Genomic DNA, 22,344 nt, shown 5'->3' with positions numbered 1-22,344 from the left:
TTAGGAGCTTGCGAGAAATCTCGCAATGCAGATCGGCTTTGCGAACGCAAAGCGGGATTATTGCGAAGATGGCCCGGAGCCACCCGCACCCTCCACCCTTCCACCCGGAGCCTACCGGAAACTATCCGGGTGGAAGGGTGGAGGGTGCGGGTGGCCGAGCTAAATTGAGAAAATGCTCAATCTTCAGCTGCGATAGTTACCTTTAAGCCCTCGAGCTCTGCAGTGAGCGGGACCTGGCACGAAAGGCGCGAGGTTTCATTGCGATGCTCGCTTGATTCCAGCAGATCATCTTCATCTTCGCTCATCTCAGGCAGCTTTGCCGTAAACTCAGGATCGATGTGAATGTGGCAGGTCGCGCACGAACAGCACCCGCCGCACAGCGCCAGCAGCTCGTCAAAGCCATTGTCGCGAATAGCCTCCATCACCGTCAGGCCGTCCTCGACCTCAATGTCACTCGTTTCGCCTTCACGATTGGTGACGATCAGTTTCGGCATTGCATTGTATCCTTTTCAGTGTCCGCTGGAGTGGCCAGCGCTCTATCGAATAGTCGGCTGCGCTGCTAGAGGCAGATTTCGCATTGCATAACTATGGGAATTATTAGTGGGATTGAGCGCAGCTGCAATCAAGGCCTCGCTTGATGCATTGGCCAAAAATGATGCCGATCTGGCGAATGAAATCTCTCGGATCGGCTATCCAGAGCCGCGCATCAGAGATCGCGGCTACATGACAATGCTGCGCACGATTGTGGGCCAGCAGGTCTCCGTCGCCGCGGCAGCGAGCATGTGGAACAAATTGGAGGCCGAGCTGGGCGAAGGGTTCACCCCCGCCTGCCTGCTGGAGCGGGACTTTGATACTTTGCGCGCCTGCGGCCTGTCGCGCCAGAAACAGGGCTATGCCCGCAGCCTGTGCGAACTCGTACAAACCGGCGAAGTCAATTTTGATAGCCTGCCCGAGGATGACGAAGAAGCCATCGCAGAGCTGATCAAGGTTAAAGGGATCGGGCGCTGGTCAGCAGAGATATACCTGCTGTTTGCAGAAGGGCGCGGTGATATGTGGCCAGCCGGCGATCTGGCAGTGCAAGAAGGCGTCAAAAGATTGCTGAAGCTAAACGAGCGGCCCGATGAAAAGGGCCTGCGCCAAATCGGTCAACGCTGGCGCCCGCATCGCGGGGCAATGGCAATCTGGGTCTGGCACTTTTACGCAAACCCTGCGCTCTAATGATCCCTTCCAACTAGGCATCTGTCCTATTCCCTGCGACTTGCGACTCGCTATCATGTGTGTATTGCCCCACCAACACAGTTGTTTGCAATCGATCGGATAGCCCCCATGTCCCCTCGGATAACAACTCGTTCTGCAAGCAACTGCGAGTCTGCCGGGCACCGTCTCTGCAGATAACCACGCCGCCAATACCGGAGCCACAATGACCAACACCGCCGAAGCCTATGATCTGATCCCGCGCGATGCCCTGTTTGGCAATCCAACCAAAGCGCAGGGGCGCATCAGCCCTGATGGCAAATATCTCAGCTGGCTCGCGCCAAAGGATGGCGTGCTCAACATCTGGATGGCCCCGCGCGACAATCTGGACGCTGCCAAGGCGATGACGAGCGCAGCCGACCGTCCGATCCGCCAGCATTTCTGGTCACCGGATTCCAGCAGCCTGCTGTATATTCAGGACAAGGGCGGCGATGAGAACTTTCTGCTCTATTCGATCAATGTCGAAACCGGGGTGGAGACCAACCTCACCCCGTTTGAGAACACCCGCGTGGATATTGTCGGCGGGTCAGAGACGATCCGCGACAAAATCCTGATCGGCCTCAACAATCGCGATCCACAATTCCACGATGTGCACCTGCTCGATCTCAACACCGGCGAGTTGGAGCTTGTTTACGAGAATAACAGCTACGCTGGGTTCATGGCGGATGACACGCTGACTTTGCGCATGGCGATGCGCCAGAACGAGGCAGGCGGCACCGACTATTTCCGGGTCGAAAACGGCGCGGTGGAAGAGGCCGCATTTGAGACCACCGCGATGGAAGATTCGCTGACGACTTCGCCAGCGGGCTACACGACCGATGGCTCCACGCTCTATTGGCTCGACAGCCGCGGCCGCAACACAGCGGCGCTTTATGCTCAAGATACCGCGAGCGGCGAAAAGACTTTGGTGGCGGAGAACGACAAGGCCGATATTGGCGGCACCATTCGCAACACGAAAACCGGCGTGGTTGAGGCCTATTCGGCGAACTACCTCAAGACCGAGTGGACCGCGATTGATCCTGAGATCAAGGCCTCGCTCGATTGGCTCGGCGGCCAGCTTGATGGCGAGTTTGGCGTCGCCAGCCGCACCGATGACGACATGACCTGGATCGCGTGGAACGACCCGCTGACCGCGCCAAGTGGCAGCTACATCTATGACCGCGCGGCCAAGACCCTCACCCCGTTCTACGTCACCCGGCCAGAGCTGGAGGGTGCGCCGCTCCAGCCGATGCAACCGGTGGAGATCACCAGCCGTGATGGCTTGACGCTGCCGTCCTATCTCACCCTGCCGCCGGGCAGCGACAGCGATGCGAGCGGGCGTCCAGACGCCGCCGTGCCGATGGTTCTGCTGGTCCATGGCGGTCCATGGGCGCGCGATGATTATGGCTTTTCCAGCGGCGTCCAATGGCTCGCGAACAGAGGCTATGCCGTGCTGCAAGTGAACTTCCGAGGCTCGACCGGGTTCGGCAAAGACTTCATCAACGCAGGCAATAAAGAGTGGGGCCTGTCGATGCATGACGACCTGATCGACGCGACCGATTGGGCGATTGAGCAAGGCATCACCACCGCTGATCAAGTGGCAATTATGGGCGGTTCCTATGGCGGCTATGCGACGCTGGCGGGTCTTACCTTTACGCCTGAGAAATTCGCGTGCGGCGTTGACATCGTTGGCCCGTCCAACCTTGAGACCTTGCTGGCGACGATCCCGCCCTATTGGGCACCGATGGTGAAAATTTTCCACGAACGCATGGGCGACCCCAGCACTGACGAAGGTCTCGCTTTGCTGAAAGCCGCCAGCCCGCTCTACAAAGCGGATCAGATCACCAAGCCACTGCTGATCCTGCAGGGCGCCAATGATCCGCGCGTCAAACAATCGGAGAGTGATCAGATCGTCGGCGCGATGAAGGATGCCGGTGTCCCGGTCACTTATGTGCTCTATCCCGATGAGGGCCACGGTTTCGCAAAGCCCAACAACAACATCGCCTACACCGCGATCACCGAGAATTTCCTGGCGGAATGCCTTGGCGGACGCAGCGAGGCGATTGGCGATACGGTTGGCAATTCCACCGCGCAAATCCTTGAAGGCGCGCAGCATGTGGTCGGCCTGGAAGCTGCGTTGGCGGAGTGATAATCGGGTTAACCCACAGCCGTCGGTGCTGACACGCATGTCAGTAGCTGACAAACAGAGCGCGCGGGGTTAGATCTCGCGCGTTCTTGTTTTTGGGGAGTAGGTTTCAGTGACACAGCGTCGGTCAATTTTCATCACTGGCGGTGCCTCAGGCATTGGCCGCGCGGTCGCGATCTACTTTGCTGAAAAGGGCTGGTTCGTTGGCGTGGCTGACGTCGACACGGCGGGCCTAGAAGACACGCTCGGCCTGATCGAAGGCGGCTTCAAATACATGCACCAGCTCGACGTGCGTGACCGCGCCGCTTGGGACGAGGCGCTGGAGGCCTTCTCAACGGCAGCTGGCGGGCGCATCGATGTGGTGTTCAACAATGCCGGCATCGGGCACGGCGGGCCGATTGTCGATCAGCCGAGCGAAGAAGTCGTCGCTCTGCTCGATGTCAATTTGAAAGGCGTGATCTACGGTGCGCAGGCCGCGCATCCGCATTTGAAGAAAACCGCGCCCGGTTCCGTTCTGGTCAACACCGCCAGCCTGGCCGGGATCATCGGCGCGCCCAATCTTTCCGTCTATTGCGGCACAAAGTGGGCGGTGCGCGGCCTGACGCAAAGCCTGGATGCGGAATGGGCAAAGGACGGCATCAAAGTGTCCGCGCTGTGCCCCGGTTTTATCGACACGCCCATCATCGAACAAACCGCCGCAGATTCGAACCAATCTGTAAAAGAGGGCCTGCTGGATGCGGGCGTCGAAGTGTCACCCGTCAGCACAGTGCCCAAGGTGGTGTGGGACGCGGTCCACGGCGACAAGCTGGATTACACCGTCGGCAAAATGGCAAGCCGCCTGCTGTTCCTGCAGCGCTTCCTACCGGGCCGCGTCCGCAAGGAAATGCGCAGCCAGGGAATTGGGACCGATATTGGCTAACGCCTAGGCGAGCTCAGCAATCGCCTTCGCCATCGCCGCATCGCGCGCGGACAGGCCGCCGCTTTCCCCCGCATCATGCGTGGTCAAAGTGATCTCGACCTTGTTGTAGACATTGAACCATTCAGGGTGATGATCTTGGCTTTCCGCGATCAAGGCGACCCGGTTCATAAAGCCCCAGGCCTGAGAGAAATCGGCAAATTCAAACTTGCGAAAAATCGCCTTGCCATCGCGCGCTTCGTTCCATTCTGGGAAAGCCGCGAGCAGCTCCGCTCTTTCGGCATCAGTCAGTTCAGGCACACGGCTCATATCGGTTCCGATCAGGCAATTGTTGGTTAGCGTGTTGTTTGCCGGGCAGCTTTTGCCTAACGCCGTGCAATCATGCAAGCGCGCCTTACCGTATCTGACCTTGCCTGCCGCCGGGGCGACCGCGTGCTGTGCCGGGGTCTCAGTCTGACTTTGCAAAGCGGCGATGCGTGCCATGTGACCGGCGCAAATGGCACCGGCAAGACGACCCTTTTGCGCAGCTGCGCAGGCCTGCTCACCCCCTTTGCGGGCACAGTCGAAACTGAGGGCGCTATCGGCCTGCTGGATGAGCGCATGGGGCTTGATCCCGATCTACCGCTCAGCCGAGCGCTCGCATTCTGGCAGAGGATTGATGGCTGCACGGATGTTGACGCGGCGATTGAGGCTATGGGGCTCGGCAATCTGCTCGATATTCCGGTGCGTTATCTATCGACCGGTCAGCGCAAGCGCGCAGGGCTCGCGCGGCTGATCGCGCAGGACGCGCCAATTTGGCTGCTCGATGAGCCGCTAAGCGGCCTCGACACCCGCGCGATTGAGCAAGTGACCGCTCTGATTGATGCGCATTGTAAGGGCGGCGGGATCGCTCTGGTCGCCTCGCACCAAACGCTGAGCATTGCTGGCCTCACGACGCTGGAACTAGCGGATTACGCGCCGCGTACAGCACCAGAGCCAGCCGCATGATCACCGCGCTGCTCAAACGCGATCTGGCGCGCTTTTTTCCCTTCACCGGCAGCGGGGCGGCTCTGCCCGTGATCTTCTTTTTGGCAGTCGCGATGCTTTACCCCTTCGCTGTCGGGCCAGATGCGCCCCTGCTTGCACGCACGGGCGGCGGCGTGGTGTGGATTGCCGCCTTGCTGGCCGCGATCCTGCCGCTCGACAGCTTGGTGGCGCGCGACATTGAACTGGGCGTGTTTGATCAACTCAAACTGCGCGGGGTTACTGAGGAAGTCAGCATGGCGGTGCGTCTGGCCGCGCATTGGCTCAGCTTTGGCCCGCCACTGATATTGGCAACATTCCCGGCCGCGGCTCTGCTCAATCTGGATGGGGAGACCCTGCACATCCTGCTGCTCGGATTGCTGGCGGGCACACCGGGTCTCGCCGCAATTGGCCTGATGATCGCATCGCTCACAGCGTCCTTGCGCGCAGGCGCGGCGTTATCCGGCTTGCTGCTGATCCCGCTGGCGCTGCCGATCCTGATCTTCGGCGCAGGCGCACTGGCCCGCATGGATCAGGCAAGCCTAGGCTTTGTCGCGGCGATTAGTTTGCTGCTCGTCGCCATTGCGCCCTTTGCCGCTGGCGCGGCGATACGGGCTGCGCGCGAAAGCTAATTTTCCGTCACCCCTGACTTGATCCGGGGCCCATGGCGGCTCTAGATCCCGGATCAAGTCCGGGATGACGAAGAGCAATAATGAACCGTGTAGGCACCTGGGTGCATAGCACGGCAAGGGAAGTCTATCCCTCAAACCGCGCGCCCATATTATTGAAATGCTCTTGATTCGGGTGCCCTCGCCCAGCGTCGTAAAGATAGAGAGTAACCGCACACGTCTTTTCACTTGCCCAACTGATCGCGTCGGCAACGGAAATTCCGTCTCGGAACTCGTAGTCTACCACCGTAAGCACGTCGCCTGCCGGAGCCTGATCAGCATCCGTGCATGAATTATCGTGCTCCGTAGCTTCGATTATCGCGTTGATGTTCTGCCAGCGATACTCTCGATTACGCCTGTCAATAACATTCCAAATCATATGAAACACGGTCCTTAAGACCGTCAATGCACCTCAATAAGGCGGCTTGTCTTTACCCGTCGGGCTGAGCGTGAATATCTCCGTGCCCTCTTCGGTCACGGCCAGTGAGTGCTCAAATTGCGCAGAAAGGCTCTTGTCGCGGGTCACCGCTGTCCAACCGTCGCCCAGCACTTTCGCCCATGGCTTGCCGAGGTTGATCATCGGCTCAATCGTGAAGAACATGCCCGGCTTCAGCTCCGGCCCAGTGCCAGCTTTTGCTGCGTGCACAACCTCTGGCGCATCGTGGAACAGGCGGCCAAGGCCATGTCCGCAAAACTCGCGCACCACGCCGTAGCGGAATTGCTTCGCATGCGCTTCAATCGCGGCGCCAATATCGCCCAGCCGCGCGCCGGGTTTGCCCGCCGCTTCGATGCCTAGCATCAGGCATTCATGCGTCACTTCGACCAGCCGTTTGGCCTTGAGGCTCGGCTCACCGGCAAAGAACATGCGCGATGTGTCGCCGTGCCAGCCATCCAGCAGTGGGGTCACATCGACGTTGACGATATCGCCCTCTTTGAAGACTTTTTCGGAGGGAATACCGTGGCAAATCACATGGTTGATCGAGATACAGCAGCTGTGCGTGTATCCGCGATAGCCCAATGTCGCGGGCACTGATCCCGCGTCCAGCATCATCTCGCGCACGGCGGTGTCGACGCTCTCTGTCGTCACGCCGGGCTGCACCAGATTGGCAACCTCATCCAGGATCCGCGCGGCCAATTGTCCGGCCTTGCGCATCCCGTCAAAGCCTTCTGGCCCGTGCAGTTTAATGGTGCCGTCGCGGTAGACGGTCTGATCGCCTTCGATAAGCTGATATTCGGTCATTTCCGCTATGTAGCGACAATGCGCACGATTTGCGAGAGGCGGCTTACTTTGCCGAAAAGCTCGCGCGATATTCCGGCTTAACCGCGTCCAAAACCGCCTGTGTGACGGGCACCGTCACCTCGTAATGGCCCTCTACATAAGGGCCCGCGATATAGGGCGCGGCAAGCAATCCCAGCCGGTCAAAACTCTTGCCCGTGGATGACCCGAGCAGCAGCGTCAGGCGGTCAAGCTCTGGACATTCGGTGAAATATCCGCCGTCTTCCACGCTGCCTCGGCGCTTGGCTTGTTCGGCTTTCAGCCCTTCGCAATAGGGCGCCCTTACGGCGTCATGCAAAGCGATCGTCGAGGTGAACAGCGCATAAGGATCAAGCGCCTCCCCTTCCCCATCATTGGCTTGCCGATCCCACACGAGAGTGTCGAACCAATAATTGCCATGCGCACCGCCCGCATAGACATAGTGATTGGCCGACAGCGAAAGGAATCGCGGCAGGTCCGCCACCACTTCCCAAGTCTTGCCATAGCTATCGGTCTTGCAAGAGTTGCAGTCGCTATCCGCAAACTCCTCCAGCGTGCCGCGCCATGCTACTTTCTGCTCGGCCAAGGCTTGCGTTCGGCGCTGTTGAAGCTGCCGCGCGAGGCCGGGAATCGCGCTGACCTGAGCAGGCCAGCTGTATTCGAAATCGCGGCTCGCGCCGTCGGCATTCTCGTTATCCGTGAAGTTGACCGCATTGAAACCGGCCGCCGTGCGGCGCTCCAGATCATCCTGCGCGCTGCCACTCTCAGCCACTTCGGGCGGGGTCGGAGGGACCTGCGTATTTTGCACTACGCCGACATCCCCGGCGACTTCTTCAGGCGAAGAGCATGCCGCGAGCGTGCCCGTCGCCAGAACCGCCACACAAACCATCATTGTCCTACCCATGATCACTCACCCTTCCAGCTGCACAATTCGCGCGTGACAAGTCGTCGCTCAAAGCTAATGACGTAAGTATGAATGATACCAAAGAATTGATCCAGCCCGACCGCGGGCAAGACGCCGTCTCGATCCATCTTGTGACGCAGGATGGGTATGAGGACTGGGTGAAATCCCTAAGCACGGGACAGCGCGCCGCGCTGACCGCGCAGAAATTCACCGGCGGCGCTGGCCAAACCGGCATTGTACCCGATGGCGATGCTTGGTTCGCGGTTGGCGGCGTGGCCAATAAGGACAAGCTTTCAAGCTATTGCCTGGCCGGATTGGCTGCGGCCCTGCCTGAAGGCACATATCGGCTGGAGAACGCCGATGCTGGCGCGGCGATGTTTGGCTGGCTGACCGCGCACTACCGCTTCACCCGCTACCGCGAGGATGAAAACGCGGCTAAGCCCGCGCGTGTTGCTGACCAAGCAGGCTGCAGCGATTGAGCCATTGCTCGCCGAAGCGGAGGCAGAGATGCTGGTCCGCGACCTGATCAACACACCGGCAGAGGACATGGGGCCAGCCGCATTGGAGGCAGAGTTTGAAAAGCTCGCCAAGGCCTATGGCGGCACTTTGAAAGTGACCAAGGGCGACGCGTTGGAGCAAGGCTATCCCATGGTGCACGCCGTTGGCCGCGCCGCTGCGCGCCATCACGCGCCGCGCATGCTGCACCTCACCTGGCAAGCCAAGGGTGGCAGCGACAAGGATCCGGTGCTGGCGATTGTTGGCAAAGGCGTGTGCTTCGATTCGGGCGGGCTCGATATCAAGCCAGCCGTCGGCGATGCGCCTGATGAAGAAAGATATGGGCGGCGCAGCCCACGCAATTGCGCTTGCGGGCCTGGTCATGCGGGGCGGGCTGAAGGTGCAATTGCACCTGTTTGTGCCAGCGGTTGAAAATGCGATCTCAGGCCCGGCATTCCGCCCCGGCGATGTGCTGGATAGCCGCAAGGGTCACAAGGTTGAGATCCACAACACCGATGCAGAAGGCCGCCTGATCCTTGGCGATGCCCTGACCCGCGCAAGCGAGGAAGAGCCGGAGCTGATCATTGATTTTGCCACGCTGACCGGCGCGGCGCGCATTGCTCTGGGCCCTGATTTCCCAGCGCTGATGACGCGCCGTGACGAGACCGCCGCTGACTTGATTGCGGCGGGCAAAGCGAATGATGATGAGCCGTGGCGTTTGCCGTTGCCGGAGGGGTATTTCGACTATCTCAAATCCGACATTGCCGATTTCACCAACGCGCAAAGCAACCCCTATGCGGGCGCGAGCGTCGCGGGCCTGTTCCTCGACAAGTTCGTGGGTGAAGGCATTGAATGGGCGCATTTCGACACCTTTGGCTGGCGTCCCTTCCCCAAGCCTGGGCGCAGCAAGGGCGGCGCGGCATACGGTCTGCGCGCCAGCTGGCATGCGCTCAAAGCGCGCTATGGCGGCGAGTGAACGCGCGCCTATTTGAGCTTCGCTTTCCACCGCTAGCCAGCGGCTAACTTGCTCGAAAGGCTTTGGCCGTATAAGCGCGCCGGACCCCAGCGATACGCGCTGGGCCGTGACAGGGGACCAGGCTCCTATGAGCAAGGCTGAAAAATACGAAGTGCCATCAGGCGTGCTCGGTTTGAGCGGCCCGATCGCGCGTCCTCAGCCCGGCACTCTGCCGCTGCGCGGTGACCTGGCGCATATCGCATTGGCAGGCACGCATCTGGCGGCGCATTACGTCATCCCAGAGGCCCGCAAAATTGCAGCCGATGGCGCATCCATGCTGCTCCAGCCGCAAGATGGCGCAGAGCTTGTAACAGCGCTCGATTCAGGCAGCGCAATCGAATTGCTGGATGTCGCAGGCGACTGGGCCTGGGCCACGATTGGTCCGGATGGGCCAAGCGGATATGTCAAAGCCGATAGTTTAAGCAGCGTTGCTTAGCGCGCGTCAGCGGCTAAACAGCGCAGCATGACAACACGCATTTTCATCGATGGGGCCGCCGGGACAACCGGCTTGGAAATCCGCGAGCGGCTGGCAGCGCGCAGCGAGTTTGAACTGCTGGTGCTGGATGATGACCGCCGCAAAGACGAGACCGCACGCAAAGAGGCTTTGCACGAAGCCGACATCGCTATCCTGTGCCTGCCCGACGATGCAGCGCGTGATGCCGTGGCCCTGGCCGAAGGGTCGAATACACGGATCATTGATGCCTCCAGCGCGCACCGCGTGGCGGAAGGGTGGACCTATGGCTTTCCGGAGATCATCGGGCACGACAAAATTGCCGAGGCGCAGTTTGTCTCCAACCCGGGCTGCTATCCGACCGGCTTTCTGGCGCTGGTCGCGCCGCTATTACGCGCCGGTCTGTTGCCAGCCGACTGGCCCTATACCGTAAATGCGGTGAGTGGATATTCTGGTGGCGGAAACGCCCTGATCAAGCGGATTGAAGACGAACCCGACCTCGCCTTTCGCAGCTATGGCCTCGACATGGCGCATAAGCACCGGCCCGAGATGAAGCTGCATGCCGGGCTTAAGCACGGCGTGATTTTCGCCCCAGCCGTCGTTCGCGCCTATCGCGGGATGCTTGTCGAAGTGCCGCTTCACTTAGGCGCGATTGATAGCAAGCTGACGCCGGACCAATTGCGTGAAGCTCTGGCAGAGAATTACGGCTCGTCATCCATCGTAACCGTCGCCTCATCAGAGCCGCTGACCGAGCTCATTGTGCGCGAAGGTGAGGAAGCTAGCGACGCGATGACGCTTTATGCGTTCGGCAATGACGGCGACTATCACGCACGCCTCGTCGCGCGGCTCGACAATCTGGGCAAAGGGGCCAGCGGGGCGGCGGTTCAGAACCTCAATATCATGTGCGGCCTGCCAGAGACGACGGGTCTACGCCTGTAGGCAAACCGGCGACCTAAGGGATTACCACGAGCCTCTGCCTAATTTTTAGGCAATCAGAGTCTGTGCTTTGGGCAGGCTCCACCCTGCGACGCCACGCGCGACATGATCTTGCGCCGCACCCATTTCAAACGAATGGCCCTTGCGCAGCAGGCCAGATCATCTAACCCAATCCATCACAGAGATTGGCACGATTCTTGGATCGCGCGTGTTACAGTATAAGGCGGCCATAACCGCCTGACAGGGGAGACCGACCGGGCCGTGAAAAAAGTCGAAGCAATCATCAAGCCATTCAAACTCGACGAAGTGAAGGAGGCGCTGCATGAAATCGGCGTATCCGGCATCACGGTAACTGAGGCGCGCGGCTTTGGCTAAGCAGAAGGGCCATACAGAGCTCTATCGCGGCGCCGAATATGTCGTCGATTTCCTACCCAAGGTAAAACTCGAAGTCGTCATCAGCGATGATTTGGCCGAACGCGTGGTGGAGGCTATCGCAGCAGCCGCGCAAACCGGCCGCATTGGTGATGGCAAGATCTTCGTCTCGCCGATTGAGACCGCCCTGCGCATTCGCACGGGCGAGACCAACGACGACGCGATCTAAATTTCAACCACCCTCTCTGCTCGCAGATATGCGGGCGCAACCACCAGATAAGCTGGAGAATTACAGACCATGGCAAGTGCAAAAGACATCGTAAAACAGATCGAGGAACATGACATTGAATGGGTGGACCTGCGGTTCACCGACCCTAAGGGCAAATGGCAGCACCTCACCATGTGCGGCAGCGTCATGGACGAAGACGCGCTTGACGATGGCCTGATGTTCGATGGTTCGTCCATCGAAGGCTGGAAGGCGATCAACGAATCCGACATGATCCTGAAGCCTGATCTGGGCACCGCCTATGTTGATCCGTTCAGCGCAACGCCGACGCTGATCCTGTTCTGCGACATTGTTGAGCCATCCGATGGCCAGCTCTACGCCCGCGACCCGCGCTCCACCGCGAAACGCGCCGAGGCCTATCTCAAATCAACCGGCATTGGTGACACGATCTATGTCGGACCAGAGCCTGAGTTCTTCATGTTCGATGATGTCCGCTTTGAAGACGGCTATGCCGGATCAGGCTTTGCGATCGACGATATTGAGCTGCCAACCAACACCGGCAAGGAATATGAAGGCGGCAATATGGGCCACCGTCCGCGCGCCAAGGGCGGCTATTTCCCAGTGGCTCCGGTAGACAGCGCCAGCGACATTCGCGGCGAAATGGTTGCCACGATGATGGAAATGGGCCTGCCCATGGACAAGCATCACCACGAAGTTGCCGCCGCTCAGCATGAGCTCGGCATTACCTTCGGCAATCTGGTTCAGACCGCTGACCGCGTGCAAATCTATAAGTATGTCGTGCAGCAAGTCGCCCATGCCTATGGCAAGACCGCGACCTTTATGCCGAAGCCGATCAAGGACGATAACGGCAGCGGCATGCACACCCACATGTCGATCTGGAAAGACGGCGTGAACACCTTCGCTGGCAACGAATATGCCGGCCTGTCGGAAACCTGCCTTTACTACATCGGCGGCGTCATCAAGCACGCAAAGGCCGTCAACGCCTTCACCAACGCCACCACCAACAGCTACAAGCGTCTGGTCCCAGGCTTTGAAGCACCGGTTCTGCTCGCTTACTCAGCGCGCAACCGCTCTGCCTCGTGCCGCATTCCATATGGCGCTGGCGAGAAAGCCAAGCGGGTTGAATTCCGTTTCCCAGATGCGCTGGCCAACCCATATCTCGCCTCTGCGGCGCTGATGATGGCGGGTCTCGACGGGATCGAAAACAAGATCCACCCGGGCGAGGCGATGGACAAAAACCTCTATGATCTGCCGCCAGCTGAGCTTGCTGACGTGCCGACCGTTTGCGGTTCCTTGCGCGAGGCGCTTGAGGCTCTCGAAGCAGACCACGAATTCCTGCTGAAGGGCGATGTGTTCTCGAAAGACCAGATCGACGCCTATGCTGAGCTGAAGTGGGAAGAGGTATCGCGCCTTGAGACGACACCGGCTCCTGTCGAGTTTGACATGTATTACAGCAGCTAATCAGCCGCTGACATACGATAGCAAGGGGGCGCCAAGAGTGATCTTGGCGCCCCTTTTGTTTGTCCTGAAAGGTCTAGACTGAGATTAAGCCGCAGTGCGCAGTAGGTTTCGGCCGCTTTGCTTCGCATCATAGAGCGCGCGGTCGGCCCTCTGCATCGATTTCTCAATGCTCTCATCCACGGCCACATCGGCCAGCCCGGCGCTCATGGTCACTTGCTTCAGACCAGCGATATCCCATTCTTCCGCTGCGACTTTGAGACGCAGCCGTTCGATAATGCCTTGCGCAGCCGCACTGTCTTCACCGGGCAGGATCACGAGAAATTCCTCCCCGCCGATCCGGCCAGCACAGTCGCCGGGGCGCAATTGTTCGGTCACGATTTGCGCAACGCGTTTCAGCACCACGTCGCCTGCATGGTGACCGTGACGATCATTAACCGCCTTGAAGTGATCGATATCGAAAATTGCGATTGTCAGCGGCGCGCCGCTGACCTTGGCCACTCGGGCTGCTGCGCGCAATTCGCCAAAGGCCTTGCGGCGATTGGCAATGCCGGTGAGCTCATCTGTCTCTGACAGGCGCAGCGCCGTCTTCGCCTCGCGCAATGCATCACGCCGCGCCACGCGCAGTGCTTCGAGCGTTTCGGTTTGCTCGGTGATGTCCTGAAACGTGCCAAACAGGCCGCGGAATTCGCCCGATGCATCGTATCGCGGGCGCCCAATGCTGGACACATAGCGCATCGCGCCGTCCGGTCTGACAATCCGGGCCTCATAGGAAAACGGCAAATGGTCATCCATGGCGGCCAGCAACAAGGTGCGAACCCTGTCTTGATCCTCTGAGTGATAGAGGTTCAGCGAGCTGACCTCTTCAAGCGGCATCGCCCCGCCCAGCTTTGGATCGCCGGGATCGATCCCGTGGATATGGAACACTTCTTCTGACCAGATCAGCGTCGAATTGTCCGGCTCCAGCGCCCAGTGCCCTACTTTCGCGGTCTTCTCCGCCAGTTTGAGAAGGTCGGTCGACTGAGCATAGCGATCAATCAGCTTTTCCTTTTCCGCCATCAGCGCCGATAGCGGCCAGACGGAACACAGCAGGCTGAGAAGATAAAATTGCAGGAACAGCGTGTCCCATTGCAGCGCAAATTCGCCAATCACCGGGGCTGAAAAATCAGTCTCCAGCGTGGCAATCACTGCGACAAGGCTGATGCTGATCGCGGCCCCGCGTGAGCCATAGGCGTAGGTCGCAGCGGCAATTGCGATCACTGGCAAGAACAGAAACTGTCCCTCTCCAAGGGCCAAAGCGGCCCAGCAGACAATCCCGACGACGGTGGTAAAAAGCCCAAAGCGTAGCACCGATCCGCGCGAGACCTGTTTAAACTGGAGCGGAAACTCATTCGCAGCGGCCACGATCAATGGCGTTACGATCAGCATCCCGAGGCACACCGTCGTGAACCACGATACGAAGAAGGGCAGCGTCAGCTCGCCTGCGAGCAAGGCAGCAACTGCCGCGCTTGCGGCGCTGCCGGCGACGGCCGCGCCAAAGAAGGTCGCAAGCCAGCGCTTATCGTCCAGAGTCCGCGGAACGCCGGAGGTGCGAATAACCAGCTGGCTGATCAAAATGCCTTCAGCCACATTGGCCGCGGTAAATGCCAACGCCGTCCCTAGGGACGCGCCGTAAAGCACATTGGCGATGATGCTGGCCGCGGCGACGGCCACAGCCATCGGAGCGATTTGATTGCGGTGCGCGAGAAGCAAAGCCGAAACGAAAATTCCGCTCGCAGGCCAAAGAGTCGCAACTCCGCTGACCCCCAATGCGAGTTCAAAGGAGAAGCAGGCGGCCAGAAAATAGGCCGCTCCCACTATGCATCCGATCGCCCAGTTTTTTACCGGTGCGTCGATTTTAGAAGAGTTCCCGTTCATCCAGCGGGGCCTGCGCCTCAAATGTTAAGATAGAGCTTTGGAATTGTAACAGGATGTAAAAGTTGCATCCTTTGCCGGGCAAACTTTCCATTTTCCTACTCTGCTACAATCTGCCTAATAGGTTCGCCTCTGTTCCAAAAAGGAGGCGACCGCCGTGCCAGATCTCACCTCAAAATCTCGCAAGCCCTTATTCGATGCCGTCCGCGCAATGCTCGGCCGGGGCTTTCGCAAATCCGAAGTCGCAACGCTCGATCGCGCGCTCGATTGCGCCAGCGGTGATGAAGCGGCCTGTCGGCCGGCACGCAGCCATGTCTCTGTACCGATCATAAAATCCGCGCGCTCTGGAATGCGGGTTGGCGAGCAAGGGATTGCCATGATCAAACGGTTTGAAGGCTGCGCGCGGCTGCGCACAGACGGTCTGGTCGAGGCCTATCCCGATCCCGGCACGGGCAGCGAACCGTGGACCATCGGCTGGGGCGCAACTGGGCGCGGGCTTGGCAGGGATGACCGGATTGGTCCTGGCACCGTATGGACCCAGGCAGAATGCGACGCCCGGCTTGAGGAAGACCTTGCGCTTTACGCCGCCGATGTCGCGCGCGCGCTCGGCGATGCTCCGACCAACCAGGCGCAATTCGATGCCATGGTCAGCTTTCACTACAACACCGGCGCAATTGCCCGCGCGACCTTGACCCGCAAGCACAAGGCCGGAGATTTCGATGGAGCGATGCGAGAATTTGCGCGCTGGAATAAGGCCGGCGGGCGCGTGCTAAAGGGACTGACCCGGCGCCGAGCTGCGGAGGCAAAGCTCTATGCGTCTTAGTTTTGGGCGCGGCCGCGTGGACTAGGCCAAAACCCAGCACCGAGCCCGTTCAGTAATCGCGGCTGATCTCTGCCACCACGCTTTGCCGTCCAATGGTCGACACACTGCCCAGCAGAGCAAGCCAGCGCGTGATCCGATATTCCACGCTGGTGGCGCTATATCCGCGCCCGTCGGTCACGATCTCGACATAGACACGGCGACCTAGGTTCTTGCCCAGCGCCACGCCGGTGCCGCGATTAAGCGCGGGATCGGCGCTGACAATGCGCAGTTGATCAAGGCCAATCGCATTGCGCAGCTGGCTGACCGGATCGATCCCGCCGCCGCCGCGCAGGCTCGCCAAGGCCGCGCCCAATTGCAGCGCATCGGTGGCGGATAGGCTGGTGATCGAACCGCCGAACAGCAGCCGGGCGAGGATTTCTTCCTCAGGCAGCTGCGGGTTGGAGCCAAAGGTGATCTCCGGGCTTTCGGAATTGCCGCCAATCGCGACCGTTACATTGACCCCGTCCGCGCTGGTTGCTGCCTCGATATCAAGGCGCGGATTGATCGGCTGGTTCACGTCAAAGGCGATGCGTCCCCGCGTCAGATCAAACCTTGTGCCTGCGAAAGTGTAAGCTCCGCGCACCAGCCTAGCCTCACCGCCAATGCGCGGATCGCTGGTCGTACCGCGCAGCGCAATGTCCGCGCCCCATTCGCTGTCGAGGCCCAAGCCGTCGACCGAAATCCGGCTGTTTGTGCTGGCATCCACCAGATAGCGCCAGGTTGATGCAGAGGCGGTCCTGGGGCGCGCATCGACCGGCGTGTTCACCTCTCTGGTGCGCACCTCAGGAAGCGCCATATCTTCCGCCGCAACGCCCAGCGCCCAGCTCGCCCGGTTGATCCTCAGCCGTCCAGCGATGGTCCCGCCGCTGCCATCCGAGATAATCCGCAAGGGGCCAGTCAGCGTCGCGGACAGGCCATTGGCGTTGAGCAGCCGCGCATCATCGACCGCCGCGCGCAGATCAATCTGCGGCGGGCGGCCCGACTGCAATCCGGCGAAATTGACGGACCCGCTGCCGCTGACGGTGCCACCCCGCGCGGTCGTCCCAGCAAAGCGGGTCAGGCGCAGGCGCGATCCAGCAAATTGCCCGCGCACGGCGACATTGGCGATATCTGTCCCGGACAGCGCGCTTTGCACCCGCAGATTGTCACTCGCGACCCGGCCATTGAAGACCGGATTGGAGAGCGTGCCGGTGACTTTGGAGGACACGGTCGCAGGTCCGGTCAGATCAAAGGTCTCAATCCCGATAAGCCGCCAAACGCCCTCAGCCGGGCCGTTGTAATTCAAATCCGCAGCCAAGCGCCCGCGCCGCAGCCGGTCCATCAAAGCGCCATTCAGCGGCACCCCAGTAATGTCCGCCTTTACCCGGCCAAGCCGGTTGCCTTCTTCGCGCAGAACCGCGCCGCCGCTCAATCGGCTCGGCGTTAGATCGAGCACCGCGAGCACATCGACCGGGCGCGAGGATAGGACGAGGCCGGAACGGGTGAAGTTCTTGATCTCCACCTTGGCGTTGGCGCTCGGCGGCGCGCTGCCCGTTTGGCGGTAATCGATCAGGCCAGAGATGACGCCGCCAAAGCCAAGGTCAGCAATCGCGAGATCGGCCAGTGAGAGCGGCATATCGGCAAGCTTCGCCTGCACGGCGGTCTCCGCCCCGCCCAGCGCGCCCTCAACGATGGCATAGCCGCGGCCAAAGCCGACCTGCGTTGGCGCAAGCCGCCAGCCCTCCTGCCCCTCAGCCTGAGTCAGGACAGCGCGACGAGGCATCGTAATGTCGCGCCCGGCAAATTCTCCCCGAGCCAAGAGCGCGAGGCGGCGCGGCGCGATATCGCCATCAAATTTGAGCGCAAAGCGGTCGCTGCGCCGTCCGGCGATCGAGGCGGTCGCTTTGCCTGTGCCATTGGTCACATCGGCCTTGCCCGCAAAGCGCCCAATGAACAGCGCGCCATATTCCAAACCGGAGCCAGAAATGTCGGCATTGATGCGGCTGGAGCCTTCGGTGAAGGCACCATTCGCGCTGATATCAGCGCTGGCCAAAGCCAAAGTGGTCGTCCCGCCAAAGCGCGCGCCGCGAACTGTCAGATCGGCATCGAAGGCCTGCGCGGTCCCTTCTGGCGCGAGTGCGATTGACCCGCCAATGCCGCCGCCGCTGAGCGCGAGGTTTCCGCGCAGGCCGCGCTCTTCGAGGGCGAGCGCGCCGGTCACATCAGTGCGCCAGATTTTGAGGCTTGAGATGTCGATCCGCGCCGGACCATCGCCGGGCAAGGCAAGTCCCAGCGCGCCTTTGAACGGGCCGAGCAGAGAGCCGCCCTCGGTATCAATCGCAAAGCCATTGTCACTCGGCGCAATCGCAACGCGGACATTGGCAAGACCAGCGGCGGGCAAGGGATCGGCGAACACCAAGGTCGCACGGGGGCCTTCGACACCGAAGGCTCCATCAATCGTGAAGTCGCCGTAGTCCGCGTGCCGTCCAGAGCCGACAAGGCTGGTCGTGCCATCGACTACCCGGCCATCGGCAGCCAGAGATAGCTTCGGACTGTCTGCCTCCAGCGCGGTGAAGGAGAACGGCGAATTGCCGCCGACCGAGAGCCCGCCGCGCAGTTTTATCGGACCGCCTGCGACATTGGCGACTGTCTCATTGGCGATGCTGGAAAGCTCGCCTGCGAAGTTCGCGCGCAGGCTCCAGGGGATATTCGCGCCCAATTTCAGCAGGATTTTCGCGGTCGCATTGGCGCTGCCGATATCGGGCAGGTTAAATCCGCGCGCGCTGACCGGCCCGGCCAGAGCATACACGCCTGCCGACGTATCGCCTCTGAGTGTGAGATTGGCCCCGAACGTCTCAAAGACAAGGCGCAGGTTGTCGCTGGTGAGGCGCCCCTCGCGCCAATCGAGCCCGCCGCGCAAAATGCCGCTGGTCAGTTTCGGATCGAGCGCGGCGATGCCCGTCGTAACCGCGCCGCTGGTCGCATCGAGCGGCAGCGACCAACCGGCCCCATCATAGCGCGCCGTGCCGGATTGGACGATATTGGCGACCTCTGTCTCGCCAGCGATAAGCGTGCCGATTTGCAAGGAATGCTCGGCGGCAAGTTCGCGGAATGGGCCATTCAGGGTCCCGGAAAGCCGGGTGTTTTCGAGCGACACAGCTGACCCAAGCAGCGCCGGATCGCGCAGCAAAGCATTGACCCCGAAGTCATCAAAACGGTTGTCAGCCAGATCAACCGCGCCCTCACCCCGCGCAAACAATGCGCGCGTGGCGGCAGCGAATTTCCCGTCAAAGGTGCTGGCCTCCAGCGTTCCAACCAACGACAGCGACAGTGCATCGCCCAATGCCCGCGCCGCAATCCCATTGCCAGTGATCGGCGGGGAGAGCTGTCCCAGCAGGCTGTATTCGCCCGCGCGATTGGTGATCTGAAAGCCTGCCACGCGCGCTGCGTCATCGCCGCCCGTCTCTTCCACCAGCAGATGGCCAAGCCATTTCGCCCACGTCCCCTCGCCGTCGATGCGCGCGCGGTAGCCGCGATCAAGCCCGGCCATCTGCGCAATCACACCTGCGGCTGGCGCGGCGTAGTCGAGCTTTATGTCGAACTCATCGCCATCGGGCATGGCGTTCAGCAAAAGGGCAATGCGGTCTTCACTACCCAATGTTCCGTCCAGATCAACGAAGACACGGCCTGAGCGAATGTCGGCCTCTGCGGTCAGATTTACTTGCTGAGCATCCTCACCGGCAATGCCGGGGGAGAGCGTCAGGCTGTCGATCGTCAGCTCATCAACGCGAATGTCGAAGTCTGGCAGGATCGGCGCATCCGGGTCGCCGGGAAGCAGCTCTGGCAACCGGCTGAGCGTGCCGCGCCGCGCGCTAAGCTCACGAATGTCGAGACCGCTGGTGAGCCAGGCGAGCGGGTTCCAATTGAGATCGACCTCTGGGATCGTCAAAAACTCCCCGACAGGATCAAACACGGTGACATCGTGCAGCGTGGCCTGGCCGTAAATATCCCCCTCGATCCGCCCGACCTCAAAGCGCAGCCCCGATGCAGGCGCGACCTGAGCGATCTGATCGGTCACAAAGCGCTTGCCAATGGGCGTGCTCAAGAATGCAGCCGCCAGCACGAGCGGCAGCAGGATGATCGCCAGCGCCCACCCAAGCCGCTTGGCCCAGCGGCGTTTACGCTTCACCGGCGGGCTATCGGCTTGCTCTTCGATTGCAGCTTCGTCGCTCATCAGAAGGCCTGCCCAAGGCTGACATAGACGACGACCGGGCTGTCGAACTCATTGGGGTTGAGCGGCACGCCAACATCGACGCGGATCGGGCCGAACCCGGTCTTGTAGCGCAGGCCCACACCTGCACCAACACGGATCAGGCCAAAGTCCGGCGTGTTGTCGACCGACACGGAGCCCGCATCGATGAAGGGCACGACTTCAACCGCGCCGTCAAACAGACCGGTTTCAATCCGCGCCTCCAGCGAGAATTCAACGAGAGAGCGTCCGCCCGTGGCCTCTCCCGTGTCGGGATTGCGCGGCCCGATGGCTTGAAAACCATAGCCGCGCACCGACCCGCCGCCGCCCGCATAAAGCCGCCGCGATGGCGCAATGGCATCAACGCCCGCGCCCTGAATGGTCGCGAATTTGGCGCGGCTGGCGAGAACGGTAGAGCCGATCGATTGGTAATAGGTCGCATCCGCTTCGCTGCGGAAATAGAAGCTGGTTGCCCCGCGCGATTGCGAGACCTCAGGCGCGAGGAAACCGGTGAGCCGGTAACCGCTGGCCGGGTCGAGCAGATCGTCACTGGCATCAATGGTTGCGCGGCCAAACAGACCGCCAATGACGAAGTCCTGGCGCGGAGATTCCGCGCCATCAACACCTTGGTTGCGCTCATCAGAATAGAGCAGCTCGCCGCCCAGCGCCCAGCTGAATGGCTTTTGGAACAGCAGGTTGGACAGACGCTCGAAAGTGCCGCGCAGGCCGATTGTGCGGGCATCGACTGCCTCGGTTTCGATATCACTGGCATAGGCATCCAGCGTCAGAACCTGATCGCGCGCGCGAAAATTGCTGCGTTTGAGGCTGAGGCTGGCGAGCCGCTCACGCGTGCCGAGAATACCGCGCACGTTCAGCGCGCCCTCTGGTGGGAAGAGATTGCGGTGCTCCCACCCGGCCTCAACCTTCAGGCCGTCCTCAGAGCCAAAGCCAATCGCGCCAGAAATCGTGCGCAGCTTGGCCTTCTCAACCCCAACGTCGAGCGCGACCACGCCGGGCTCGTCGCCGCTTGGCGGGGCGACTTCTCTGGGCGTCACAGTGACGGTCGAGACCAGTCCCGTCGCGGTGACCGCGCGGCGCAGGTCAAATTCCAGACTGCGCTGATAGGTGTCGCCCGGCTCAAAACGGGCAATCCGCGACAGGTGCTTGCCAGACAGGAACTCCGGCTCGCTGCTGGTGACTTCGCCGAAGACATATTTACCGCCCGGCTCAACTGGCAGCGTCAAATCGCCCTCGCGCCTTGCGTGATCAATCAGGAGGTCCGGCTCATCGATCTCGGCAAAGGGATAGCCGCGTTCTCCGAGAGCCGTATCGAGCACAATCTGCTGCTCAACAATCCGGTCGGCATACAGTGGATCGCCAGATTGGATGGCAAAGGCATTGCGCAGATCGACATAATCGAGCGCGCCGGAAAGAGCGCCTAGGTCGATCTCGCCAAACGAGTATCGCGGGCCGGGTAGAATATCGAAACGGGCGCGCGGGCGCACGCTGGCGGTGTCTTCACCGGGGCGCACGCCGGACAGCTGGCGGATCACCTGGCCATCGTAATAGCCATAATTGCGCAAAGTGCGTTGGAGCAGGTCTTGATCGGCCCGCGCGCGCGCCGCCAATTGCGCTATGCTGGCTTCGCTGCCGCTCAAAGTTTCTACGGTGGAAAGTGCTTCAAATCGGGCGAGAAAAGCCGCGCGCTCCGGGAAGCCCTCTGCATCGGCGGGAAAACCGAGCTCCAATTCGTCAGATATGTCGAATCGGGCGAGCTCCGGCAGGTCGATGAGATCGGGCGCATTGATCTCCGCCAGCGCCTCAACCTCAGGGTCAGGGGTGAGCGGTTCGGGCACCGCGATTGTCAGCGTTTCGAGCTCTTCGGCGATCGGGTCCGGCGCGCCTGCAAGATCGGCGACGGGATCGTTCGCTAACTCAAAGCTCTCCGCTGGCGTCGCCTCCGGGCCCGCGCCCTGCGTCGCCCAGCCCTCTGCATTCTCCACTGCGCTATCTGGGATCAGCTCTTCGAGCGAACGCGGCGGCGGCGGAGCGGCAGGTGCTGGAGTTGTTGGCTCTTGGCTCGGGTTCTCTAGGGGCACCGCACTCTGGGCATCACCCTCCGCGGCGGGCTGATTTTCGGCTGGCTGGGCCAGGTCAGGCGAGGCATCCTGGGCATAGGCATAGGGGCCATGCACGGCGCAGCCCATCGCCGCAGCGAGCCATATGCTCCGCAATGTCAGGA

The 22,344-nt window shown here is 60.9% G+C and carries 16 protein-coding genes and 2 pseudogenes; 11 read left to right on the top strand and 7 right to left on the bottom strand.

All coding sequences use genetic code 11. The features are described 5' to 3' along the window. Window positions 1-176 precede the first annotated feature (176 nt). Entirely contained in the window at window positions 177-494 is a 318-nt protein-coding gene (locus AC0V6U_RS01555) for a 2Fe-2S iron-sulfur cluster-binding protein (RefSeq protein ID WP_472644473.1), read from the bottom strand. 106 nt (window positions 495-600) lie between these two features. Between AC0V6U_RS01555 and AC0V6U_RS01550 the strand changes: the two genes are divergently transcribed. From AC0V6U_RS01550 to AC0V6U_RS01540, 3 genes are all read left to right on the top strand, one after another. After that, the gene (locus AC0V6U_RS01550; RefSeq protein WP_472644472.1) at window positions 601-1,218 is read left to right on the top strand and encodes a DNA-3-methyladenine glycosylase family protein; all 618 of its coding nucleotides are present in this window, start codon (window positions 601-603) and stop codon (window positions 1,216-1,218) included. Window positions 1,219-1,420: 202 nt separating this feature from the next. Then, on the top strand, window positions 1,421-3,382 hold the full coding sequence (locus tag AC0V6U_RS01545) for a S9 family peptidase (RefSeq protein WP_472644471.1): 1,962 nt from the start codon (window positions 1,421-1,423) through the stop codon (window positions 3,380-3,382). Between the two features lie 109 nt (window positions 3,383-3,491). Further along, the gene (locus AC0V6U_RS01540) at window positions 3,492-4,298 is read left to right on the top strand and encodes an SDR family oxidoreductase (protein ID WP_472644470.1); all 807 of its coding nucleotides are present in this window, start codon (window positions 3,492-3,494) and stop codon (window positions 4,296-4,298) included. A gap of 3 nt (window positions 4,299-4,301) precedes the next feature. On the opposite strand, the gene AC0V6U_RS01535 is transcribed toward AC0V6U_RS01540, so the two are convergent. Next, complete coding sequence (locus AC0V6U_RS01535) at window positions 4,302-4,604, bottom strand: 4a-hydroxytetrahydrobiopterin dehydratase (protein WP_472644469.1); 303 nt, start codon at window positions 4,602-4,604, stop codon at window positions 4,302-4,304. Window positions 4,605-4,676: 72 nt separating this feature from the next. On the opposite strand from AC0V6U_RS01535, the gene ccmA reads away from it, so the two are divergent. After that, a complete protein-coding gene (gene ccmA, locus AC0V6U_RS01530; RefSeq protein ID WP_472644468.1) occupies window positions 4,677-5,282 on the top strand; it encodes a heme ABC exporter ATP-binding protein CcmA in 606 nt (201 codons plus the stop codon). Next, a complete protein-coding gene (locus AC0V6U_RS01525; RefSeq protein ID WP_472644467.1) occupies window positions 5,279-5,929 on the top strand; it encodes a heme exporter protein CcmB in 651 nt (216 codons plus the stop codon). Before ccmA ends, AC0V6U_RS01525 begins: the two co-directional genes overlap by 4 nt. A 448-nt stretch (window positions 5,930-6,377) precedes the next feature. On the opposite strand, the gene map is transcribed toward AC0V6U_RS01525, so the two are convergent. Both map and AC0V6U_RS01515 read right to left on the bottom strand, forming a co-directional pair. Then, on the bottom strand, window positions 6,378-7,205 hold the full coding sequence (map, locus tag AC0V6U_RS01520) for a type I methionyl aminopeptidase (protein ID WP_472644466.1): 828 nt from the start codon (window positions 7,203-7,205) through the stop codon (window positions 6,378-6,380). A 43-nt stretch (window positions 7,206-7,248) separates the two neighbouring features. Beyond that, entirely contained in the window at window positions 7,249-8,112 is an 864-nt protein-coding gene (locus AC0V6U_RS01515; protein ID WP_472644465.1) for a PdaC/SigV domain-containing protein, read from the bottom strand. 80 nt (window positions 8,113-8,192) lie between these two features. Between AC0V6U_RS01515 and AC0V6U_RS01510 the strand changes: the two are divergent. The 5 genes and pseudogenes from AC0V6U_RS01510 to glnA all read left to right on the top strand — a co-directional run bounded on the left by AC0V6U_RS01510 (window position 8,193) and on the right by glnA (window position 13,101). Continuing rightward, window positions 8,193-9,595 (top strand): annotated as a pseudogene (locus AC0V6U_RS01510) (leucyl aminopeptidase family protein). A gap of 127 nt (window positions 9,596-9,722) precedes the next feature. Next, window positions 9,723-10,070 (top strand): hypothetical protein, encoded by a 348-nt coding sequence (locus AC0V6U_RS01505; protein WP_472644464.1) that lies wholly within the window; start codon window positions 9,723-9,725, stop codon window positions 10,068-10,070. A gap of 27 nt (window positions 10,071-10,097) precedes the next feature. Next, a complete protein-coding gene (argC, locus tag AC0V6U_RS01500) occupies window positions 10,098-11,024 on the top strand; it encodes an N-acetyl-gamma-glutamyl-phosphate reductase (protein WP_472644463.1) in 927 nt (308 codons plus the stop codon). A gap of 258 nt (window positions 11,025-11,282) precedes the next feature. Continuing rightward, a pseudogene (locus AC0V6U_RS01495) lies at window positions 11,283-11,622 on the top strand (P-II family nitrogen regulator). Window positions 11,623-11,691: 69 nt separating this feature from the next. Continuing rightward, window positions 11,692-13,101 carry a type I glutamate--ammonia ligase gene (gene glnA / locus AC0V6U_RS01490; protein WP_472644462.1) on the top strand — a complete coding sequence of 470 codons (1,410 nt, stop codon included), beginning with the start codon at window positions 11,692-11,694 and terminating at the stop codon, window positions 13,099-13,101. An 84-nt stretch (window positions 13,102-13,185) separates the two neighbouring features. Here glnA and AC0V6U_RS01485 read toward each other — a convergent pair whose 3' ends face one another. Further along, window positions 13,186-15,015 carry a sensor domain-containing diguanylate cyclase gene (locus tag AC0V6U_RS01485; protein ID WP_472644461.1) on the bottom strand — a complete coding sequence of 610 codons (1,830 nt, stop codon included), beginning with the start codon at window positions 15,013-15,015 and terminating at the stop codon, window positions 13,186-13,188. Window positions 15,016-15,169: 154 nt separating this feature from the next. On the opposite strand from AC0V6U_RS01485, the gene AC0V6U_RS01480 reads away from it, so the two are divergent. After that, a complete protein-coding gene (locus tag AC0V6U_RS01480) occupies window positions 15,170-15,835 on the top strand; it encodes a lysozyme (RefSeq protein WP_472644460.1) in 666 nt (221 codons plus the stop codon). Between the two features lie 49 nt (window positions 15,836-15,884). Here the strand turns inward: AC0V6U_RS01480 and AC0V6U_RS01475 are convergent, their stop codons facing one another. Both AC0V6U_RS01475 and AC0V6U_RS01470 read right to left on the bottom strand, forming a co-directional pair. Then, window positions 15,885-20,087, bottom strand: coding sequence for a translocation/assembly module TamB domain-containing protein (locus AC0V6U_RS01475; protein ID WP_472644459.1), 4,203 nt, complete (start codon window positions 20,085-20,087; stop codon window positions 15,885-15,887). Then, window positions 20,087-22,336 carry an autotransporter assembly complex protein TamA gene (locus AC0V6U_RS01470; RefSeq protein WP_486169349.1) on the bottom strand — a complete coding sequence of 750 codons (2,250 nt, stop codon included), beginning with the start codon at window positions 22,334-22,336 and terminating at the stop codon, window positions 20,087-20,089. The genes AC0V6U_RS01475 and AC0V6U_RS01470 overlap by 1 nt, the downstream gene beginning before the upstream one ends. Window positions 22,337-22,344: the final 8 nt, after the last annotated feature.

Source organism: Erythrobacter sp. W36 (genome assembly GCF_057364935.1).
This window is presented reverse-complemented; position numbering and strand designations above follow the sequence as displayed.